General features: G+C 37.4%; 25 protein-coding genes. 5 read left to right on the top strand and 20 right to left on the bottom strand.

The window, feature by feature from the left end; genetic code table 11:
• Positions 1-55 precede the first annotated feature (55 nt).
• Positions 56-394, bottom strand: coding sequence for a hypothetical protein (locus BV906_RS20165; protein WP_342744410.1), 339 nt, complete (start codon positions 392-394; stop codon positions 56-58).
• 25 nt (positions 395-419) lie between these two features.
• Positions 420-593: an SDR family NAD(P)-dependent oxidoreductase gene (locus BV906_RS20160; protein ID WP_342744409.1), complete on the bottom strand. Its 174-nt coding sequence runs from the start codon at positions 591-593 to the stop codon at positions 420-422.
• Between the two features lie 260 nt (positions 594-853).
• Between BV906_RS20160 and BV906_RS16500 the strand changes: the two genes are divergently transcribed.
• On the top strand, positions 854-1,234 hold the full coding sequence (locus tag BV906_RS16500) for a recombinase family protein (RefSeq protein WP_087974720.1): 381 nt from the start codon (positions 854-856) through the stop codon (positions 1,232-1,234).
• Between the two features lie 353 nt (positions 1,235-1,587).
• Positions 1,588-1,794 carry a hypothetical protein gene (locus BV906_RS19245; protein WP_140322015.1) on the top strand — a complete coding sequence of 69 codons (207 nt, stop codon included), beginning with the start codon at positions 1,588-1,590 and terminating at the stop codon, positions 1,792-1,794.
• A gap of 101 nt (positions 1,795-1,895) precedes the next feature.
• On the opposite strand, the gene BV906_RS16490 is transcribed toward BV906_RS19245, so the two are convergent.
• Positions 1,896-3,086 carry a coenzyme F420-0:L-glutamate ligase gene (locus BV906_RS16490; protein WP_087974718.1) on the bottom strand — a complete coding sequence of 397 codons (1,191 nt, stop codon included), beginning with the start codon at positions 3,084-3,086 and terminating at the stop codon, positions 1,896-1,898.
• Between the two features lie 116 nt (positions 3,087-3,202).
• Between BV906_RS16490 and BV906_RS16485 the strand changes: the two genes are divergently transcribed.
• Positions 3,203-4,105 carry a LysR family transcriptional regulator gene (locus BV906_RS16485; RefSeq protein ID WP_087974717.1) on the top strand — a complete coding sequence of 301 codons (903 nt, stop codon included), beginning with the start codon at positions 3,203-3,205 and terminating at the stop codon, positions 4,103-4,105.
• A 105-nt stretch (positions 4,106-4,210) separates the two neighbouring features.
• Here BV906_RS16485 and BV906_RS16480 read toward each other — a convergent pair whose 3' ends face one another.
• The 3 genes from BV906_RS16480 to BV906_RS16470 form a co-directional block, all read right to left on the bottom strand.
• The gene (locus BV906_RS16480; RefSeq protein WP_087974716.1) at positions 4,211-4,588 is read right to left on the bottom strand and encodes a methyl-accepting chemotaxis protein; all 378 of its coding nucleotides are present in this window, start codon (positions 4,586-4,588) and stop codon (positions 4,211-4,213) included.
• A gap of 168 nt (positions 4,589-4,756) precedes the next feature.
• The gene (locus BV906_RS16475; RefSeq protein WP_087974715.1) at positions 4,757-5,950 is read right to left on the bottom strand and encodes an MFS transporter; all 1,194 of its coding nucleotides are present in this window, start codon (positions 5,948-5,950) and stop codon (positions 4,757-4,759) included.
• 134 nt (positions 5,951-6,084) lie between these two features.
• Positions 6,085-6,966 carry a putative RNA methyltransferase gene (locus BV906_RS16470; RefSeq protein WP_087974714.1) on the bottom strand — a complete coding sequence of 294 codons (882 nt, stop codon included), beginning with the start codon at positions 6,964-6,966 and terminating at the stop codon, positions 6,085-6,087.
• Between the two features lie 450 nt (positions 6,967-7,416).
• On the opposite strand from BV906_RS16470, the gene BV906_RS16465 reads away from it, so the two are divergent.
• On the top strand, positions 7,417-8,403 hold the full coding sequence (locus tag BV906_RS16465; protein WP_087974713.1) for a diaminopimelate dehydrogenase: 987 nt from the start codon (positions 7,417-7,419) through the stop codon (positions 8,401-8,403).
• A gap of 139 nt (positions 8,404-8,542) precedes the next feature.
• On the opposite strand, the gene BV906_RS16460 is transcribed toward BV906_RS16465, so the two are convergent.
• From BV906_RS16460 to BV906_RS16395, 14 genes are all read right to left on the bottom strand, one after another.
• Entirely contained in the window at positions 8,543-8,836 is a 294-nt protein-coding gene (locus BV906_RS16460; RefSeq protein ID WP_087974712.1) for a hypothetical protein, read from the bottom strand.
• Between the two features lie 153 nt (positions 8,837-8,989).
• Entirely contained in the window at positions 8,990-9,430 is a 441-nt protein-coding gene (locus tag BV906_RS16455; RefSeq protein WP_087974711.1) for a DUF5342 family protein, read from the bottom strand.
• Between the two features lie 259 nt (positions 9,431-9,689).
• A complete protein-coding gene (locus tag BV906_RS16450) occupies positions 9,690-10,514 on the bottom strand; it encodes an urease accessory protein UreD (protein ID WP_087974710.1) in 825 nt (274 codons plus the stop codon).
• A complete protein-coding gene (gene ureG / locus BV906_RS16445) occupies positions 10,507-11,127 on the bottom strand; it encodes an urease accessory protein UreG (RefSeq protein ID WP_087974709.1) in 621 nt (206 codons plus the stop codon). The genes BV906_RS16450 and ureG overlap by 8 nt, the downstream gene beginning before the upstream one ends.
• Before the next feature lie 89 nt (positions 11,128-11,216).
• Complete coding sequence (locus BV906_RS16440; RefSeq protein ID WP_087974708.1) at positions 11,217-11,903, bottom strand: urease accessory protein UreF; 687 nt, start codon at positions 11,901-11,903, stop codon at positions 11,217-11,219.
• On the bottom strand, positions 11,896-12,351 hold the full coding sequence (gene ureE / locus BV906_RS16435) for an urease accessory protein UreE (protein ID WP_087974707.1): 456 nt from the start codon (positions 12,349-12,351) through the stop codon (positions 11,896-11,898). Before ureE ends, BV906_RS16440 begins: the two co-directional genes overlap by 8 nt.
• 10 nt (positions 12,352-12,361) lie before the next feature.
• The gene (gene ureC / locus BV906_RS16430; RefSeq protein WP_087974706.1) at positions 12,362-14,080 is read right to left on the bottom strand and encodes an urease subunit alpha; all 1,719 of its coding nucleotides are present in this window, start codon (positions 14,078-14,080) and stop codon (positions 12,362-12,364) included.
• Entirely contained in the window at positions 14,077-14,400 is a 324-nt protein-coding gene (locus BV906_RS16425) for an urease subunit beta (RefSeq protein WP_087974705.1), read from the bottom strand. Before BV906_RS16425 ends, ureC begins: the two co-directional genes overlap by 4 nt.
• A gap of 43 nt (positions 14,401-14,443) precedes the next feature.
• A complete protein-coding gene (locus BV906_RS16420) occupies positions 14,444-14,746 on the bottom strand; it encodes an urease subunit gamma (RefSeq protein ID WP_087974704.1) in 303 nt (100 codons plus the stop codon).
• Positions 14,747-15,236: 490 nt separating this feature from the next.
• Entirely contained in the window at positions 15,237-16,088 is an 852-nt protein-coding gene (locus BV906_RS16415) for a cation diffusion facilitator family transporter (protein WP_087974703.1), read from the bottom strand.
• Positions 16,089-16,350: 262 nt separating this feature from the next.
• Positions 16,351-17,130: a PHP domain-containing protein gene (locus tag BV906_RS16410; protein ID WP_087974702.1), complete on the bottom strand. Its 780-nt coding sequence runs from the start codon at positions 17,128-17,130 to the stop codon at positions 16,351-16,353.
• Positions 17,131-17,151: 21 nt separating this feature from the next.
• Positions 17,152-17,970 carry an energy-coupling factor transporter transmembrane component T family protein gene (locus BV906_RS16405; RefSeq protein WP_087974701.1) on the bottom strand — a complete coding sequence of 273 codons (819 nt, stop codon included), beginning with the start codon at positions 17,968-17,970 and terminating at the stop codon, positions 17,152-17,154.
• Positions 17,954-19,714, bottom strand: a complete 1,761-nt coding sequence (locus tag BV906_RS16400; RefSeq protein ID WP_087974700.1) for an ABC transporter ATP-binding protein — start codon at positions 19,712-19,714, stop codon at positions 17,954-17,956. Before BV906_RS16400 ends, BV906_RS16405 begins: the two co-directional genes overlap by 17 nt.
• Entirely contained in the window at positions 19,711-20,598 is an 888-nt protein-coding gene (locus BV906_RS16395) for a DUF8171 family membrane protein (RefSeq protein ID WP_087974699.1), read from the bottom strand. The genes BV906_RS16400 and BV906_RS16395 overlap by 4 nt, the downstream gene beginning before the upstream one ends.
• A gap of 194 nt (positions 20,599-20,792) precedes the next feature.
• On the opposite strand from BV906_RS16395, the gene BV906_RS16390 reads away from it, so the two are divergent.
• Positions 20,793-21,626 carry a MurR/RpiR family transcriptional regulator gene (locus BV906_RS16390; protein WP_245844248.1) on the top strand — a complete coding sequence of 278 codons (834 nt, stop codon included), beginning with the start codon at positions 20,793-20,795 and terminating at the stop codon, positions 21,624-21,626.
• The last annotated feature ends 73 nt before the right edge of the window (positions 21,627-21,699 follow it).

The following is a 21,699-nucleotide window of genomic DNA, read 5'->3' as shown; positions in this document are numbered from 1 at the left end:
TCCGCAGCTATCTTTCCCCGAATAATGTCAAAAGTAGCTGCCTTCATTTTAAAGATCAAATTTCCAATTCCCAACGTTCCTTTTCCGTCTGTTTCAACTGTTGTTCTGTTTCCTTCGGGTAAACGGTGCGAAATTTATGATGGTCAGCGGAAATGTTTTCAATCATCTTTTGAATCATAGCTTCTGGATTGAACTGGTCTTTCAACCCTTCTTGCTGTTTAAGCATATCTTCTTTCCTTGTAAAATGTTTCTCTTCATAGACCCATTTCCATATTTCTTCAGAGCTCCGATTATTGAATCCAGTATCAAATGCACCTGGATTAATCGTTGCTACCTGAACTCCAAACGCTTCAAGCTCCGATTGCATTGTTTGTGCAATTCCTTCAGGAAGCATGTTTTGTTGTTTTATACGGCCCTACTTATGGAGTTACTGAAATACCAGCCATGGAACTTAAGAACAGAATCTTTCCACTTCCTTTTTCCACCAACATTTTTGCCGTAACTTGTACGGATTCCAGTGTCGCAAAGACATTTACTTCAAAAAGTGCACGGAACCGATCCATCGAAACTTGCCCAAGCATGTCCTCCTTCATTTATTGCAGCATTCGCCACGAACACATCAAAATTGTATTCTATAAAGCAACAGGTGTTGCAGTTTATAAACTTTGTGACGACTACAACATTACTTGATGGGGTAAGCAGTGCGAGACCGAAATTATTTTCGGTGGGACGAGTAACCGTAGTACCGATCTTCCAGAAAACTGACTAATCAATATATAGAGGTATAGTTTTTGTGCAAGATGAGAATTACTGGTAGTAACGCTTAACGTTTTATAAGAATGGGGGAATATAGATGGGAATGGAGACTTATAAAACAGGACTACTTTACACACAACGAATTGCCGAAGTAAAGCTTCCTGTTGCTGATATTGAAACGGAAATTCTAACATACTTAAGTCAAAGCAATATTGACATTTTAAAAAAGTTCTCCGATTTAGGGTATGCAAATCGTATGCGCCCAGGATTAAATGAACTATTAAAGTATCTCGTTAATACAAATGAAAAAATTGATATCGTTGCTTTTTATTCATTTGACCATTTAAGAAGAGACAAAAGAAGAGTCAATTTCATGATGCCTCGAATAAAGCAGTATGTAGAAGAAATAATCTTTATCGAAAATGATATTGGTTTGTACGGGAGAAAAGGCCTATCACTCCCCGATTCCGTATTCTAGCTTTGCGAATAAATATATAAAAACTTCCTCTAATATTCCAGCGCATAGACTACCTTTACATGATATATGTTAGCTTGAACTATTGAAAGAGGACAATGTATTGTCCCCCGAACTTTGTCGAAACATTGTATATCAATAAAGCAATTATTCTTCTCCATAAAATATGCTATATTATAACCGGATATACACCTCGCTATCTCACCACAAAAGTCTCAGGACGATGTCGAAATATGTCAGAAACTCCGACATTGATAAAAGAAGAAACCCTATTCACACGAAACACGATCAACTATTTAAGGAACTCATCCACAAATTTTTCGGTGAATTCTTGGAAATATTTTTTCCAGAGATTCATGCCAACATCGATTTCAATTCCATCACGCCAATATCTGAATGATTTGATTGAAGGAAGAACCTGTAGGCTTGACATCGTTGTGGAGACAAAACAGAAAGAAACCGATGTCGTTATTATTGTTCACATCGAGCCACAAAGTACAGTCCAAACAGACTTAATTAAGTTTTTCCCTGAGACGGCATTTATTATTAAATATATATCTTAACCCAGTCACTCATTTAAGAAGTAAAAATTATTCACTCCCCCTCTTACGAAAATAAGCAATACTAGGCAACTAGTATTGCTTATTCTAAAAATCATATTTAATTATTTCGTATAATTATCAAAATACCCTTGAATGAAAACAATCGGTGTACCTTTATCTCCGCTTCCTGAAGTTAAATCAGCCAGGGAACCTATTAGATCTGTAAGCTTTCTAGGTGTTGTTCCTTGTGCCTCCATTGCTCCTACAAGATCATCATCTTTTTCATCGATAAATTTTGATACCGCGTCCTGCAGTTCTTTCCCTTTTAAATTGGAGAAATTATTATCTGCAAGGTATTTTAATTTCACTTCATTCGGTGTACCATCAAGTCCAGATGTATATGCTGGCGATACAACCGGATCAGCAAGTTCCCAGATTTTACCTACTGGGTCTTTAAATGCTCCGTCTCCATAAATCATGACTTCAACGTTTTTACCCGTTTTTTCCTGAAGTATACTTTGAATATGATCCACTATCGGTTGGCAATCACGAGGAAAAAGCTTTACCCCATCGGCAGTCGATTTATTTGCACCTAACAAGCCATATTCTTCATTATATCCACTTCCATCAATCGATTCCGATAATATGTTATCAAGGCTATATATTTTCTCCCCACCATTTTCTTCCAATATCCTCTTCGTTCTAAATCTTGTATGTATATCACATGCAAGGACGTTTTTTGTATAACTTAAGATTGACTTTGGATTATTCGAGAAGATAACCTCACATTCAATACCGAATTCCTCAACTAATGATTTATAATACTCAATATAATCTACACCAGTAAATGTATGTTTTAGATATCCAAAGTAGTCACGAAATTGCTTTTCAGTTAAAACATCTGTCCAAGGATTCACACCTTTTTCATCAAGCATATCGGTACTCACTAGGTGATTACCAACTTCATCAGCTGGATAGCTAAGCATTAAAACAATCTTTTTCGCTCCCTTTGCAATACCACGAAGCAAGTTTGCAAAGCGATTTCTACTTAGGATTGGGAAAATGACACCAACAGTATCTTCACCATATTTCGAATGAACATCTTCAGCGATTGCATCAATCGTTGCATAGTTTCCTTGTGCACGAGCAACAATAGATTCTGTCAAAGCAACAATATCCTTATCATTGATTTGAATATTCTCTACTTCTGCAGCTTTTAATACACTATCTACGACGATTTTTTCTATATTATCACCCTGATTGATAATCGGACAACGAAGGCCTCTAACAACAGTTCCAACTACTCTTTCCAATAGAATCGCTCCTTAAGAAGTTTATTTCATTATGTTTCCCTTTACTTGTAATATACATGATTTTAATGGTATAAGTAAAATGAATATTATTAATAGCAGATATAAGGGGTGCTTATATGGCGAGTAAATTAGATCTATATAAAATATTTTGCAGGGTAGGGAAAAGCAATAGTTTCTCCAAGGCAGCCGAAAGCCTATATATGACACAGCCAGCTGTTAGTCAATCAATCATGCAATTAGAAAGAGAATTAGATACCCGGCTGTTTAATCGAACGCCTAAAGGAGTTACACTGACACATGAGGGCGAACTTCTATTTGAGTATGCTAATTCCGCTATTAATTTAATTAATGTCGGAGAAGAAAGGATTTTGGAGTTTAAGAATCTAACGACAGGAGAATTAAAAATAGGTGTAGGAGATACGATTTCAAAACACTTCTTACTCCCTTATTTAGAAGACTTTCATAATAAATATCCAAGGATCAAACTAAATATTGTGAATGGGACAACGTTGGAGCTTAGTTCAGCTTTAAAATCAGGAGCAGTTGATATTATCCTATGTAATTTCCCAATTAATGATTCAACACTAGCGCAAATCCCTTGTATGGAAACCCATGATATTTTCGTTTGTGGGGAAAAATTTAAATATGTACTATCAAAACCCTTAAGTTTCGATGAACTAACAAATCTTCCTTTAATTTTACTTGAACCGAAATCAAATTCGCGAAGGTATGTAGAAAATCATTTGAAATCAAAAGGACTAAGCCTCTCTCCAGAAATTGAATTAGGTTCACATGATTTATTATTGGAATTTGCTAAGATAAATCTAGGGATTGCATGTGTAACGAAAGAATTCTCACGCGAATATTTGGATAGTGGGTTGTTATATGAGGTAAAACTAACAGAAGAAATTCCAAATAGAAGTATTGGAATCTGTTTCTTAAAAAGTGTCCCATTATCCCCTGCTTCAACTAGATTTGTTAAAATTATTGAAGGGAAATCGATTGGAGGTTTCCGATGAATGGATTACATAGGAAACCCCAACCCAAATACTAAATATGTACAGTACCCAGCCCTTTAAGCTTATACTTTAATACACTAGGCCATGCACCAAAGTCACAGTAGATTAGACCCCTCGGAATTGATTCACGCTGCTGTTCAGCTCATTTGCCATTTCAGTTAAGCTATCGGTACGAGATGCTACGTCATCTACAGTTGCAGTTGATTCTTCTGATGCTGCTGATACTTCCTGTGCATAGGCAGCCATTTTTTCATTTGCTTCTTCCAAGCGGTTGACTAGTTGAACGATATGTTCGCTTGTTTCAGCTTCGTCATGTGTTAAAGCAGACAAATCTCCAATCTCTCCAACTATATTATTGACAGCAGACCTGATTTTCTCAAGCGACTCTCCAGTCTCATTTACCGTTTGTTCTCCCACTTCCACATTTTTAAAGCTTTCATCTACACTTGTTACTGTCTTTTTAATATTAGTTGTAATTGTCATGCTGCAGAGATTTCCATTCCTAGAAATAATGTACGGTAAAATGTTTATTTATATTCACAATTAGGTTAGAGGGAAAAAAGAACAGGTTAAACCACTAAAAAAGAATGCTTTTTCAGTGGTCTTCCTGTCCTCTTAAAGTGGAAGCAAAAGAACCGTCCCCACGCTTCCTTATTTCACTTTCATTGTTACTACTGCATTTAAGATAATTAATACACCTGTTATCGTAAATAGTGTGGCTACATTTGTTAATTCAATAAGAACTCCAGCTAGCGCGTATCCTATTGGTGTGGCAAGTAATGACAGGCTTGTAACAAAACTAAATACTCGCCCAAGTAAGTGAGGCTCTATTTCTGTTTGAATATAGGCATAGAATGGCGCTGAAAACAATGGACCAGATAAACCAACTAAACCAGCCAGTACAACAAACAGATAGAAAACTGGTGGTGTGAGTAATCCAGAAATGAATAAAGCGACACCCATCAGTATCATCCCTATTACCATTGTATTAATCTTTTCGAAGCGGTCGCCTAATACTCCTAATATTGAACCTCCAACTATCAGACCAATAGCAAAGACAATCTCAACTAATCCTGCTTCAACAACACCTTTTTCAAAATGATTACGTGTCATTAGTGGAAAGTATGTGCCAAGTGGGATGTAAAGCATAGCAACTACCGTCATAACAACTGTCAACTTCATCAGGCCAGGGTGCTTTACAATTGCATGATATCCTTCTTTCATTTCAATCATAAAGCTGCTTGTGGCATTTCCTTCAGATCGTTGCACTATCGGGAAACGAATAAACAGTAAAATACTGCTGGCAACAACAGCACCCAAAACATCCAACAATAATACCCATTCAATCGAGCTAACTGCAAGTAACGACATACCAACTGCTGGCCCTGCAATATTAGAAATGGAAGCAACTGTCTGTCCCCACCCTGCAACTTTTGTAAGATGCTCTTGAGGTGCAAGGAGTGGTACAGAAGCCTGCATTGCCGGCATATGAAAAGCAGTTGCAAGGGAACGTACAACCAAAACGAATACAATTAATGAGATACTTGGTTCACCAACATACATCGATGTAAATAACAGCAGTCCCGCTAGAGCAACAATCATATCTGCTGTAATCATCATCATTTTACGAGAATAGCGATCTGTCAATGTTCCTGCAAATGGTCCAACCAATGCTTGCGGCAAAAACCCTGCCAACCCCGCCAGTGTTAATACAAGGGCTGAACCACCAGTAGTATCTGTTAACCACCAAATAATACTAAATTGAACGGCACTGCTTGTCAGTAATGAAAAGAACTGTCCCGTATATAATGCAAAAAATTTCTGTTTCCAATTTTTATTTTCCATCTTATAATCGATACCTCCTAAAAAGTCGCGTATCGATTCTTCATCGATACGAGCTAAAATACGAAAGCCCGTATCAATAGAAAAGTAACATCATCAAGTAAAACCTCTCCAATCATTTTAAATTTCCTTTTTCCTTAGTCTATTTGTTTATTTACTCCAACCAAAATATCTAAATCTATTGTAACTTTTGAGGAATCTTGATTAATAAATTTATCCATATGTTCTTTTTTCGAGCTCCAGGCAAGTGGAGACATTTCAACAAGACTGGATAACTCTGCAGACTTAAGCTCCTTTGTGTAACTTAGATGGAAATTATTAACCAGTTGGAAATGCTTTTTAAAGAGTGACACCGTTTCATCGTTCTGATAGATTTCTTTATCTGTGTCAGCGAAAAGTGCTTCTCGAATCTCCTTTAAATAATTCGCACGAGGAACAACCTTGATTACAAGACCATTCGGAACTAAGATTCTTTTGAAGTCCATATAATTCGCAGGTGAAAGAATGTTAATAATGACGTGACATGCTTTATCCGCTACCGGTGAATTTGCCAAATCTCCGACTAACCAAATGGATTCTTTATAATTCCTAGCAGCCATTAGAATGCCTTCCTTTGAAATATCCAGGCCTATTCCCGTCATCGCTTCATTCTGACATTCATCTAAAATCCTTTGTAGATGTGAACCTTCACCACACCCAGCATCCAAAATCATGATTTGATCAATAAAAATATTCCTATATTCCTTTATGATTTCCGACAGCTTCTTATGCAGAGTCGTGTATAAGTCACTATCCATATTGATTTTATGCCTTTCTTCAAATAGCTTTTTATCGTAACGACTAGTTGAAGTGCGAGTCATCATGTTTACATATCCTTGTTTGGCAAAATCAAACGTATGGTTTTTCGAACACATAAGACTTTTTAAACCAACGACTCTCATCGGACTTTTACAAAGTGGACATCTAAATATATTTTCAAATTTAGTTGCTATTTCTGCACTCTGTTCTTTATTCGTCATGCTTCCTCATCCTTTCGAAAATAAAAAAACACAAGCATCTGCCTGTGAATATTAGGAGGCTGTTAGAAGCCGTCTGCAAATAAATCCGCTTTACATAATAAATGAAAGTGAAATTTGCCACAAATAAAGAAAGGCAGAAACAATCCACCTTTCTTCACATTACATAATTATTTGAAATGAGAATCTTAAAAAAGGACAGACTAATCCTGTTCCCCTGTATACTCAAAACAGAGTCACCTGAACGTATTCAGTTACTAGTTTAAAGTTTGGAAAAGAAGTCTCATCGCGTGTGTCATTTTTTAATAATCCTCCTTAACGTTTAAAAGTATCGTGTTAATTATAGATTTTCTTGCAGTAAAAGTCAAAGGTAAATAAGCTTCCACCTTTGTTCTTGCTTCTAAAAACTAAAAACGATAGTATAAAGAAAAATGGAATATTGGAGGAAAATAGATGGGGAATAAAATTAGAGTTGGAATTGTAGGTTATGGTAATTTAGGAAGAGGTGCGGAGGCTTCTATCGCACAGCAGCCTGATATGGAACTTATTGCTGTTTTTACTCGCAGAAACCCGGACAGTGTGGATGTAATTAATCCGAATGTGAAAGTATTACATATTGATGATGCAAAAGATTATACAGAGGCAATCGATGTCATGCTCCTATGTGGTGGTTCAGCAACAGATCTTCCGGAACAGGTTCCAGCATTTGCAGAAATGTTTAATACGGTGGATAGCTTTGATACACATGCGAAGATTCCCGAATACTTTGCTTCTGTGGACAAGGTTGCTCAAGCAAGTGGCAAGACAAGCATCATATCAGTTGGCTGGGATCCGGGGATGTTTTCTATTAACCGTGTCATGTCAGAAGCACTTTTACCTGAAGGAGAAACATATACATTTTGGGGAAAAGGTTTGAGCCAAGGCCACTCCGATGCAGTACGTAGAGTGGAAGGTGTCAAAAATGGTGTACAATACACGATTCCTTCTGAAACTGTCATTGAGCAAGTAAGAAATGGCGATAATCCGGATGTTTCCAAAAGCGACCGTCATGTAAGGACTTGTTATATTGTAGCGGAAGAAGGCGCAGATACAGCAAAAATCGAACAGGAAATTAAAACGATGCCGAATTATTTTGATGAATATGAAACGACCGTCCACTTTATTTCAGAAGAAGAATTGAAAAAAGATCATTCAGCAATGCCACATGGCGGGTTTGTTATCCGCAGCGGAAAAACTGGAGACGGTAATGATCAAATTGTTGAATACAGCCTGAATTTAAACAGTAATCCAGAATTTACTGCAAGTGTCCTCACTGCGTATACACGTGCGGCTTATCGCATGAACAAGGAAGGACAAAAAGGTGCGAAGACCGTATATGATGTAGCACCAGGATACATTTCACCAAAAACAGCGGAGGAATTGCGCCGCGATTATTTATAGGAACACAGGGACAGTTTCCTTGTCCCAGAAATCCTTAGCGACTATTCCCTACGAAATCTAATTTCTTAGAGGGATAGTTGCTATTTTTTTGTTCAATTATTATAATCCTTTTCATTCATTCTCTACACAGGAACTAAAATTATATACACAAGAGGATGAAAAAGATGGAAGTATATATAATTGGATACTCAACACATTGAAAAAGGTATTTTTGAAAATGCTTCAAGATTTTTGGCATCGATTTTTTAAGTGATGTACGTGCTTGTAACAGACCGCCTACTGTTGCTCCGAGCGGCATCCCGCATGCTGCCTTCCGTTTGCTGATCAGTAACTGGCTTTCAGCAAATGGGGAGCGATGCCAATAATTGAAGAAGGTGGTACGGTAGTTTATCCCATTTACAATGAATTGGTTTAGGTTTAGCTTTACAAACAAAAAACAACCATCCTAGATTAGCCTTTGCAAGCATTTAGGATAGTTATTTTTGCACTTTAGACAATGTGGGCAGACACTGGTTAGTATTTTCGCCCCGCTTCGCTCAGTTTTATTTGTATTTCTATTTTCTGATTAAGCATGAAAAAGAAATGATTACAGATGTTCATTCATCTTTTGCTGTACTTTTTCCTCTACTTTTTCAACACGCTCATCTTTCAATTTGCGTCTTGGTTTGGGATGGAACCATTCAATTTCCCCGTCTTTAAAAATTCCTTTGAATTCTTCACCCTGAATCTTCAATTTAAACATATGAAGTTCACGAGAGTGGTCGGTTAACATGGGCTCTACTTCCAAAGTATCTGTTTCATCCCTTACGCCGTGCTCATCCAATAGTTCATGTACTTCAATCTCAACTGCTTTTAATTCAGCCTCCCCAACATCTTGCTTCGGATGAGGGTTCAACCAGACGATTTCCCCTTCATGATAGTCACCTTTGTACTTTCGTCCGTCTATTACAAGATTAAATTGATGGCGTTCATATGTGCGATTTTCAAAAACCGGTTCCACTTTAAACTCCTCTACCAGTGGAGACACCTCCCTGAAAAGTTCATTATTTATTGTATTCCCTTATTCAGCAACTAGCATGCTCTTTTTAGGAAAATTAAATCTATCGTAAACGTTTCATTCAGAGATGTCAAACAGGGTCATATTTTTAGTGAAATCAATTATTCGGTTACTAACCTGGTTGTTCATGATGAATCACAAGTACAATCTTTATCTATCTTTCTATTCCATATATAATTAACAAAAAAACGATGTCTGACAAATTCAAACAATTGTCAGACATCGTTTATTAATACTTCCTTAAAAAGCTTGGTTTCTTTTGATACCACTCTTCACTTATTACATGATGGCAGGCAGTAATAACCTGTTCAATTACTTGTGTTGTATTGGCAATAATTCGAATCGTGAATCCAGGAATTGCAAGATTCGATAATCCGAATGAAAATTCGCCGACTTCGTTATGAATCGTTTCATACAAGCGGTCAAGCAAACGATCATTGGTTTTTTCACTAACAACAATCAGTGAACCTAAATGCGTGTAGCCCTCCATAAAACCGAGATCGTTTATTTGTTGCATTTCCGGTTGGAGTTTAATATGATCAAAGACAACCAATTTATGATCCATATAGATTTCAGTTTTCAGTCGAATCATATCATAGCTAAACTTACTTCCCTCTGGTGACCATCCAGGGGTCACTATATCAGAATAAAGTAATGTTGCACCCTTTTCCATGTGGACCACATTTTTTTGGAAATACTTTGCATCTTTATAGGCTATGAGTGCATCTGGTAAGTATTCTAAATAGCTGTCCTTTTTTAAAAAGAACTCGGTTTCCTGGTAGACTTGCGTCTTTGGTGTTTTATACACCTTGGTTGCTGACTGTGTTGTAAGCGTAAGCTGGGCCTGCTCGTCGAGTGATACTTTCATACGATAAGTATCCCCATCCAAATAGCCCCCTCCAGGATTCAAAAGATAGTAACATGGATAGCTATAATTATTAAGGTATACAGGACGCATAACTTTAAATGCGCCCTGAAAATAAACATTTTTAGCTACTGTTTTTCCTTGGCGATTTTCCATGTCAAGTTCAAGAATCCCCGTCCATTCAGACATCTTGTCCCAAACCTCTTAATAATGCATGCTTCTCAATCCAGTCTATGACCTCATTAAGTCCAGTGCCATCTTTTAAATTGGTAAAGATAAATGGCTTATTGCCCCGAAATAATTTTGTATCTGATTCCATTACTTCAAGTCTTGCACCAACATATGGTGCTAAATCCGTTTTATTAATGATAAACAAATCGGATTTGATCATTCCTTGGCCACCTTTGCGTGGTATTTTTTCCCCTTGGGCAACATCAATAATATAAATTGAAAAGTCTACGAGCTCCGGACTGAATGTTGCAGCTAAGTTATCTCCGCCACTTTCTACAAAAATCAATTCAACACCCGGATGTTTCTCTTTTAATTCATCAATTGCCGCAAAGTTCATCGATGCATCTTCGCGAATGGCAGTATGCGGACAGCCGCCTGTCTCGACTCCAACAATCCGATCCTCTGGTAAAATACCATTCTCAACTAGAAATTTAGCATCCTCTTTCGTATAAATATCATTTGTAATTACCGCCATACTAACTTCCCCATCCAATGCACGGGTAATTTTTTCAACTAACATTGTTTTACCTGCCCCAACTGGGCCCCCTACACCTATTCTGATTGGTTCCATTTCTAACACTTCCTTTTAGTGGTTGTTCAAAAAGTCGTCATCAACTTATAAATGGTGAATATAGCGCTTTTTAAATCCAAAATTTTACTTTACGAGCTGAATATACGTATATTTACACGTTCATGTTGCATTTGAGAGAGTTCAAGTCCAGGTGAAACAACACCAAATTCGGACTCATCTAAATGCATGATTTTATCTGTTGCTTGTCTAAGTTCTTTTTGAAATGTGTATATAACCTTTTGTCCTGCAGTTTGACCTAATGGTATGGCACGGACAGCATTTTGGACAAGACTTGCAATGGTAGAGTATAAATAAAATAAAATAGTCGTCTCTTTCGGTACTTGCAAATGATGTCCTACCATTGTAAACACAATGGCGGGATGTCCAAAGGCAAATTTTTTTCTTAACTGGTTGCGATAGTTGGTCAACATTGGTATTTCATAAATCGATTCAGAAATATTTAAGAAGCGATCGCCTATACGTTGCGTTCCATCACGTGACTCCCTGGCAAGGTTTTGCACTGTTAATATACGATCCAGTTCCCATATCTTTTCCGTATCATTTTCCTCTAGTGCCTGATAGATAAGTCTTGCCGCTAAACCATCTGCGTATGCAAGCTGTTCATGTAAATAAACCTTGAGCCACTCCGAAAATGTTTCCTGATTGTGAACGATATCGTTTTGAATATAGGTTTCAAGTCCAAAAGAGTGGCTAAATGATCCAGTTGGAAAGTTGGAGTCACATAGCTGAAATAATGATAATGCATTATCAGTCATGACTATGTCCTATATGACGAAAGGCTTGTTCTACTTTCCTTTCCTCCCGTTTAAATGGAATATCTAATTCCTGCAACAATTCTTCGACAAGGTAATCGTACTGTACAAGCATATCTCCTTCCTCAAACTGTGCCGGTAGATGACGGTTACCTAGCTGATGCGCTATTGTCCCCATTTCATGCATACTACGTGGACTAATAATGATTAAATCATCCGATAATACATCAATAATAATTATATTTTCATCATCCATAAAGAGGATATCCCCAGCTTTAAGATCCTTGTTATCCTTTAAACGAATTCCCAGTTCACGGCCATGATCTGTTTCCACACGCTGAATTCGTTTCACTAAATGAGCACTTTCGAGATATACCTTTTCTTTATGGCGACTTTCTAATTCACTTGGATCTAATTCTTTTATATTTGTTACTATCTTTTCTATGATCAATTGATTCACCTCAAAATAGGAAATAACGCTGGCCCATCGGTACAATATCAACAGGCTCACATGTAATAACTTCCCCGTTTATTTTTACTTCATATGTTTGTGGATCCACATCTATATCTGGTGTTGCTGTATTTAACTTCATATCTTTCTTCGTCAGATTACGTATACCGCGTACTGGGAGGACCCTTTTTTGCAGTCCTAGCTTCTCCTTGATGTTATCATCGAAAGCAGCTTGTGAGACGAAGGTAACTGAACTTTGAAACAATCCTTTTCCAAACGCTGCAAACATTGGTCGGTAAATTACCGGCTCCGGTGTTGGGATAGTGGCGTTTGCATCTCCCATTAAACTTTGTACGGCTAAGCCGATTTTAAGAATCTTTTCTGGCTTTACTCCGAAAAATTTTGGCTCCCATAGAACTAGGTCAGCCATCTTACCAACTTCTATTGAACCGACATATTCCGCAATTCCATGTGCAATAGCGGGATTAATCGTATATTTAGCAACATAGCGTTTCACCCGATTATTATCCGCGTGCTTGCTATCCCCTTCCATTGTCCCCAATTGCTTTTTCATCTTGTCAGCTGTCTGCCAGGTTCTTAGTACGACTTCACCAACTCGTCCCATTGCTTGGGCATCTGAACTTGTTATGCTAAATACACCCATGTCTTGCAGAACATCTTCTGCCGCAATTGATTCACTGCGAATCCGTGAATCTGCAAAGGCAATATCTTCCGGTACAGAAGGATTTAAATTATGTGCAACCATTACCATATCAAGATGTTCATCAATCGTATTAACTGTGTAGGGTAATGTCGGATTGGTTGATGCTGGCAAAACATTCATCATACCTGCAGATTTAATTAAATCTGGTGCATGTCCACCACCGGCACCCTCCGTATGATACATATGAATACCACGACCATTTATTGCCCTCATTGTATCTTCAAAAAAACCGCCCTCATTTAACGTATCGGCATGTAACGCGATTTGAACATCGTATTTGTCAGCAACTCTTAATGCGTAATCTATCACGGAAGGTGTTGCTCCCCAATCTTCATGAATCTTTAAGCCGATTGCCCCTGCTAGAATCTGTTCAGCAAGTGGCTTTTCGGCAGCTGCATGACCTTTTCCAGTCAGTCCAACGTTGATTGGAAGCCCGTCCAATGCTCCTAACATTGTGTGAATATGCCATTTCCCGGGTGTGGCGGTCGTCGCTCTTGAGCCCGCACCAGGACCAGCACCGCCGCCAATTAATGTCGTCGTCCCACCTGTAAGTGCGACATCCACCTGCGCGGGGTTAATGAAATGCACATGTGTATCAATTGCGCCTGCAGTGATAATTTTCCCCTCCCCGGAAATTACTTCAGTAGAAGCGCCAATAATAATATCTACATTATCCTGGACTAATGGATTTCCACTTTTTCCAATGCCGGATATATGGCCATCACGGATAGCGAGGTCTGCTTTATAAATGCCTGTATAATCAAGAACAATAACATTAGTTATAATCGTATCCGGCACACGTTCATCATCTTCACGGGATATTAATGGATGTTGTCCCATTCCATCACGGATAACTTTCCCGCCACCGAATACGACCTCTTCACCATAGGTTGTAAAGTCCTTTTCAATTTGAATAAACAGGTTTGTATCTGCTAAACGGACAGCATCTCCAGTTGTCGGACCATACATTTGGGCATACTGTTCTCTCGACATTTTAAAACTCATTTCATATCCCTGCCTTCTAATGGTCCATCTACTTTATTACAAAATCCATAAACTTTACGCTCGCCAGCATAATCAATGAGTTGAACTTTTTTCTCATCGCCCGGCTCAAATCGTACAGCAGCACCCGCTGGAACATTTAATCGTTTGCCATAAGCTGCTTCTCTATTAAATTTCAATGCATTATTTACTTCATAAAAGTGAAAGTGCGAGCCAATTTGTATTGGTCTATCGCCAGTATTAATAACGAAAATATCCGTGTTTACCGTATTTTCATTGCAAATAATATCTTCTGCTTTTAAAATAAATTCGCCTGGAATCATCAATCAATCTCCTTAAATTTAATTACGCATTCATAACGAATAATCATCGAATCGGATTGTGTACCGTAACCAACTTTGTTCCATCTGGAAATGTAGCTTCGACTTGAATATCATCAATCATTTCTGGAATACCATCCATTACATCGTCCCGAGACAGAATTGTCGCACCAAACTGCATTAACTCAGCGACCGTTTTCCCGTCTCTTGCACCCTCCATTACTTCATATGTAATCAGTGCAACTGCTTCCGGGTGATTCAATTTCAGTCCTCGTTCCCTTCGCCTTCTTGCAACGTCTGCAGCTACTACGATTAGCAGCTTGTCAGTTTCACGTGGTAATAATTGCATGTAGTATCCTCCCAAAATAAAATAGTAAAGGTGTCAATCAGTATCTCCTTAAGTTAATTTATACAAACCAAAAAAACTACAGTTCTTTGATTCCCCATACAAGAAAAAACTGCACCTAAAAATACCATAGTAATAAATCTACTAAATCATCGATTATTGCGTCATTATTAAATTGTGAATTCCTTAACAAAGTATTATATAGTTAGAAATTGGTTCAGATTATTTACATATGCTTCTTTAGCATTGAAAGTCAATAGTGTTATCCATTCTCAGGGCTTAGGCTGAGAGAGACGGTGGATCTCCTGAATAACGATAAGAGAGGGTTGTCTATTTTTCTATTTCGTAGAACAACGAAGTGAAAAATAGTGTGAGTGTTTGCTATTTCGATTTACTACTATTACCTATTTTACCTTTCCCCCCATAAAAATCAAGTTTTAAGGGGAGGGGAACTGTTTCCGGCACTTGGATAAGTCATCAGTTCCCATTCCCCTTAGTTTATATTTACGTATATATTCTTTGATGGAATGTTTATGTCTGCTGCAATTTTTTTCCTGATGTTATTTGATAATTTGTTCTCGTTCTCTGATAAGGAATTCACGTGAACTAGGGTGAATATTTCATTCTCGTTAATACACCAAACTTTAATATCATTAACTGTTAGACCTTTCCCAGCATCCTTAACTAGCATTTCAATTGCATCGACTGAATACCCTTTAGGTGTACCTTCCATTAATATATTAAATGCTTCTTTTGTGATTTTGACTCCCCCAGCAATAATGATAATAGACGTCAGTATACTTCCGACTGGGTCTAACCATGTTATCCCAAAGTATTTAATACCTAATGCAGCAATTACAACACTCACACTAGTAATTAAATCAGCTATAACGTGAAGCAGTGCACTTTTTACATTCAAGTTCGAATTGGCTTTCGTCAAAATATAGCCAACGACTCCATTAATAACTAACCCAATTGTACCAACGACTAACATTTGATTTGGAATGATTTCTATTGGATTAATTACACGGCTTATCGCTTCGATAATGATAAATATAGGGATAATAACTAATGTTAAGCCATTAATAAATGCTGCAACAGGCTCAAATCTCTTGTAGCCAAAGGTTTTATTTTTCGTCGCTGCTTTTGTAGCCATAATTGTGGCGACTAGTGATAGAATCAATGAGAAAGCGTCCGAACTCATATGTACCCCGTCGCCCATCATCATTAAGGATCCTGAAATAAATCCATAAACGATTTCAATAAAAGCAAAAAACAAAGTTAAAGATGCAGCCCAAATAAAAAGCTTCTTATTTTTATTATATTTAGCAATATCATCCGTCACATTATACACACCCCTAAATTAGAATAATTATAATTTATTATAGAATTAAATATAATATTAGTCAATATTAACTGAGAATTATATCCCTAATTGATAATGATTTTCATAGTCATTTAGCCTTCTGCTAATTTACTCTATAGCATATAATATTTAGAAATATTATCCTTTCATTTAACATGAACTTTCTAATCAAAGTTAAGGGTAGATTGTTATCATCAATAATAAAACAACCTATTTCCAAATCGGAAACAGGTTGTTTTATTTAAACGAAGGACTCTATAACCCCTTCTTCATTAAGCATCTCTTTTAGTAGCTTTTTAGCGGTTACAGCTGACTTTACTTTTACATCTAGTTTCTTTGAAATAGTAATCTTGTATGCTTCACTTATAATGCTTGCTCTTAAATCCTCGACTTCAAAGCAATCCTGATGAAAGTCATTATAGACACTTGCATATTGTAAAAATTGGTGTGTATCACTTCCCCCAACAATTGGAAGATCAAGATTACTTGCGAATTTCTTTAGCCTTGAATAGTAAGCATCAGCATCATATTCGAAGAGATCTTTACCATTTAAATCGAGAGCATCTAATCTTTTCAATAGCGCAGGTTCGTGGTGATGTAGCGGCGTGCTTTCACGAAAAGCATGTGCACCAATTTTCAAAACAGGATATTGTTCTGTTAAGTCGATTAGTCCCTGGAATGAAATGAAATCATTCTTTTGCGTGTGACTATCGAGCGCTTTCCTGATTTCAAGAATATCACCTAGGCTACCAATAAGAAGAATATGTCCCACTTCTTTTACATCTACTTCCATACCCGGGAACAACTTCAAGCCGTTAATATTATAGTATCCATTTTGATAGGTGTAATTTTCTTCCAGATAATCGTATATATCATAAAAACGAAATGTATTAAAATGCTCCGTCATCGCCAGTGCATCTAAGCCGCTTTCCTGAGCTTCTTTCATCATTTCTTCAAAATAATTAGGCATAAACATGGACTTCTTTGATATTTTTACGTGACTGTGAAAATCTATTTTCATATGAGCCTCCAAAGTGAAAGATTAATAGAATCGTGTTAAGCCAAACAAACTAATAACATATGTTAAAGATAATGCTAGAAATATATAATCTCGTGGTCCATAAATAAGATGTGCCAATTTGATTGCCTTTACTTTCGGATTATTGAAGGCATAAAAGCTTCCCTTCGTTTCCAATGCCTCCACCGTTGTTCGTGACCTTTTCGCGGTACTTAATAACAACGGATAAAAGGAGAGCATGGCAATTTTGATAAAATAAATAATTGAACGAATATAGAGGAATCCGTGCTTTTCCGGTGCCTTCCCTCTTAGTCGAAAGGAAAGAAAAATATGATGATACTCCTCTAGTAAACTTGGTAGCATTCTGTATCCATAAGAAATACTAAAAGCCACCTGACCTGGAACCCCAATTTTCAGAAGCCCATCACTTAGCTTCTCTGGATCCATAGAACAAAATACAGTAATGCTTGCCAATGAGATGATAGATAGCTTCAATGTTAACATCACCAATGGCATAATCGTACTTATACCGCCGCCAAAAAACAATGCTGCAATCAGTAAATATCCACCTTGTCCAAGTAAACCGAGGCAGAGGATAAAAATAATTAAAGGACTCACCTTCGCCATAATCGTTGTCAATACCATAAATGCAAACAAACCGATTAGGACTGTATCATTATGAATAAACCATGGAGCCAATCCAAAAAACAGGTACCAAATAAACAATGTTCTAGGATCAAGCTTCGCTAAAAATGTCTGATCATTTCCATAGGCCGTGTTTAATAGTTCGATCTTTGCTTGCTCCACGGAAAGCTTATCAGTCAGTTTACGAGTATACTCCATCTTTATTCTCCTCTCCCAGTATTTGAGAGTAGCTGTTAACAAAATCATCGACTGTATAAGAAATAGGCTCTATTTGAAGTCCTCTGCTCAATTCCATAATTTGTGGTGGATGAAGCCCTGCAAGTTTGAGCAATGCTGCATTAGTAAACACCGATTCCCTATCACCATCATGAAGCACTTCACCATCCTTTAAAACAATAATTCGATTTGCCCATTCAGCTACAAGCTGCATATCATGGGTTGCGATGAACACAGCTTCCACATAATTTTTCAATGATGTAATTAATTTGGTGATATGTTTCCGTGTTGCAATATCGAGATTTGCTGTCGGTTCATCTAGTAAAATTATTTTCGGGTTCATTGCAACACCTATCGCCAAGGATGCACGGCGTTGCTGACCTCCACTCATGAGGCGACTATCACGATCCTCAAGATCCGTTAAATTAAATTGTTCTAATACTTGATCCACTCTCTCCTTATACCCTGGTACTTTTCTAGCTTTCAAGAAAAACTCCACATCTTTTCTAACCGAATCCTCGATGAACATTTCCTCTGGGTTCTGATAAATGTAGGTCACAAGATCTGCCATTTTCTCAGGACTGAATTTATTTGTATTCAATCCGTCCACAGTTACTGTACCTTGTTCTGGTTTTACAAGTCCTGTTAACAGTCGCATAAGTGATGACTTACCTGCCCCATTATTTCCAACGAGAGCAATACGATCACCGCGGTTGAGGGTTAAATTAATATCCTTTAAGATTGTCTTTTTGGAGCGCGTAATTGTCTTATATGAAAAATAGACCTGTTCCATTTCAACAATTGGCTCTTTTTCCATTACTTTCGGCTCCTGAGTAATCTCCGTCGGCTCCTCTTCACTTTGTTGTTCTGAAAAAAATTCCATTGCTTCAGATAGTGTAACTGGATAGGGTTTCGTACTTTCGAATAAGGGATTAGTTACTGAATTCCCCCTCAGAAGACGCCCAACCTTGTAAGCTGCCTGTGTTACTTGAGGTGGATAGATTTGCATGGTCATTAGTTGATCTACAAGTCTTAATGCATCTTGTGTTGGTTTTTTCCATTCCACTTTCCCCTCATTGATGAGTACGACTTGATCACAGTAATCTGCGATAAATTCCGTGTGGTGTTCAATAACAATAATTGTTTTTCCATATGTTTCGTTTAGCATTTTTAAAACATCATAGACCTCTTTGGCATGATAGGGATCAAGTTGAGCAACGGGCTCATCCATAATTAGAATATCCGGATTAAGTGAAATTGCACCAGCAAGAGCAAGCAGATGCTTTTGCCCACCACTTAGTTGCCATATAAATTCATCATCACGTCCTACAAGGCCAACTTGTTCCAGCGCCTTTTTACCACGTTCCTTATAGTCGGCATAACCAAAATTTAGTGGGGCAAAGCTAGCATCTTCAAGTACTCTTGCACGAACGAGCTGATTATCGAAATCTTGGTACACGTAGCCAACAGAGTGAGATAACTCGGCGACACTCGTCTCTTCTGTTGCTAACCCATTCACACGAACAGAACCACTATAGTCCCCAACATAATAATGTGGAATCAACCCATTTAACAACTTACAAAGCGTCGACTTTCCACTTCCATTGCCACCCATGATGGCTACAAACTCACCTTTTTCAACAGTTAGGGAAACATCATTTAAAACTGGCTGCATGCCACCAGGATATTGAAAAGTTACATTTTTGATTTCAATCTGGTGAATCATCCGATATTCCTCTTATCTGTAGGACCGTTTGTATGTTTGCTTTTATTTTTGTTCATGATCATTAGAATAACTGTTAAAATTGCAATAATCGCAGCAACACTAATACTCACCCAAACGAAACCTGCTCCAAATGTTTCAACGAAATCTGCTTCCCATTCCACGTTGAAGTCTGTTTCCGATAAAAATTCAAATAAAAATGCAAGTAGAGCTAAAATGACTCCGCCGATAACAAGTCTTGGTGTAACAATCTCCTTCGTTGTAAATCTCATCGTATTATCCCGCGGCTTCATTCCTAATAATGGCTCAATTTTGCCATATAATCGTGGTACTAAATATAATGTTGGCAGTAAGGCAAACAGAATTCCTGAAAATAAAATATCATTTAAAAATGCAAATCCTTCTACAACAACGATACTTTCTGCAAGACCTGGTACAGCTTCTAACTCCTCAACACCAATCCATACCTTCCCAATGTCAACCATCATACTGATAAACTGATGGATAATTACTCCAGTTATCGCTGCGAATCCAACTTGTCTTAAGTTTTTCGGATTTCTTACCATGGATCCTGCAATGTAAATAGCTAAAGAAAATGCAATGAATTTCTCCAACTCACCGAAGCCACCGAATTGTCCGAGCATAATTTCCCCAAAAATCACTTCACCAAGAGATGCCCCGATTGCTGCATATAATGGATGAAACAGCATCGCTAATGTTAAGGGAATAAATGCAAAGTACTCGATTGAAAACTCAATTGGACCTAAATAGATAGATGGAACTAATTCTGTAATCATGTTTGAAAGTCCGTACAGTGACATTGATAAAATAAAAACCATCATTTTTTGAGAACGTGTTAGAACATACCTTTCTTTAATCTGATTCATTGGTAATACCTCCCTTTTCTTGTTAATTTCATTTTAGTTCAAAGTTGTTAAAGGAGTATATGATTCAGGTAAATTTATTGTAAATATTTTTACTGATTATTTATTAATGTAATATTTTTTACATGTAACTATTTAATTATGATTAAAAATGGTATGATTTACGCATAGAATCAACAGAAAAGGGTGAATACATCTTGGTAAATTTTAAATGGAACACCGATTCGATGTCGCCAAATCAATTTAAAATGGCAGATTACATTCAGAAGAATCTAAGACATGTATTATTGTCTACAGAACAAGAAATCTCAGATGCTTTACATATTAGCATTGCCTCTGTATCCCGATTCTGGCGTTCTGTTGGCTATAAGAACTTCAAGGACTTTAAAATACAAATGAGAAAGCAAATGGATGTTTCTCCAGCAAGTAAAATGGAAAACACGATGAACTTAGTCGAGGGACAAGAGCTCCAACAACATTATCTGAAAGTTTCTAACGAGCATTTACAACGAACGTTAGAGCATTTTTCAAAGAAATCATTTGATAATACAGTAGATTTGCTAACCAACGCAAACAAAATATACATATATAGTCCTGGTCCATCCCGCGGTCTTGGTGAACTAATGAGCTATCGCCTATCGAGATTCGGACTAAACCTTCAAATCTTAGAGAAAGGTGGAAGTGAACTACTGGAGGATCTATTGCACTTTACGAAAGAGGATGTCGTCGTTATCTTTGGATTCATTCGGATATTACCTGAAGGACAGGTAATTCTTGATTACCAGAAGAAAATTGGCTTCAAAACAGTTCTTATCACGGATCAACTCGTTGCCGATTTTATCAATCAAGCCGATATTAGCCTATTTGCAAGCAGGGGTGAAATGTGGGAATTCCACTCCATGATTGCACCAACTTTTCTCATTGAGAATCTCATTATTGCTATTGGAATGGAAAGTAAGGAAGAAAATATACAACGATTAGAGCAACTTAGTGATTTGAGGAAACAGTTTAATAAGGAATTACCAAGATAAATATGGTCCTGAGATTTCGCCTCGATTTTCAGCTTGGCGAGAAAAGTTCAGGCTGACGGAATAAAATATATGT

Source organism: Oceanobacillus rekensis, assembly GCF_002153375.1.
GTDB classification, from domain to species: domain Bacteria; phylum Bacillota; class Bacilli; order Bacillales; family Amphibacillaceae; genus Oceanobacillus; species Oceanobacillus rekensis.
Note: the sequence above shows the minus strand (reverse complement) of the source record. Positions and strands in the feature narration are given on the sequence as shown.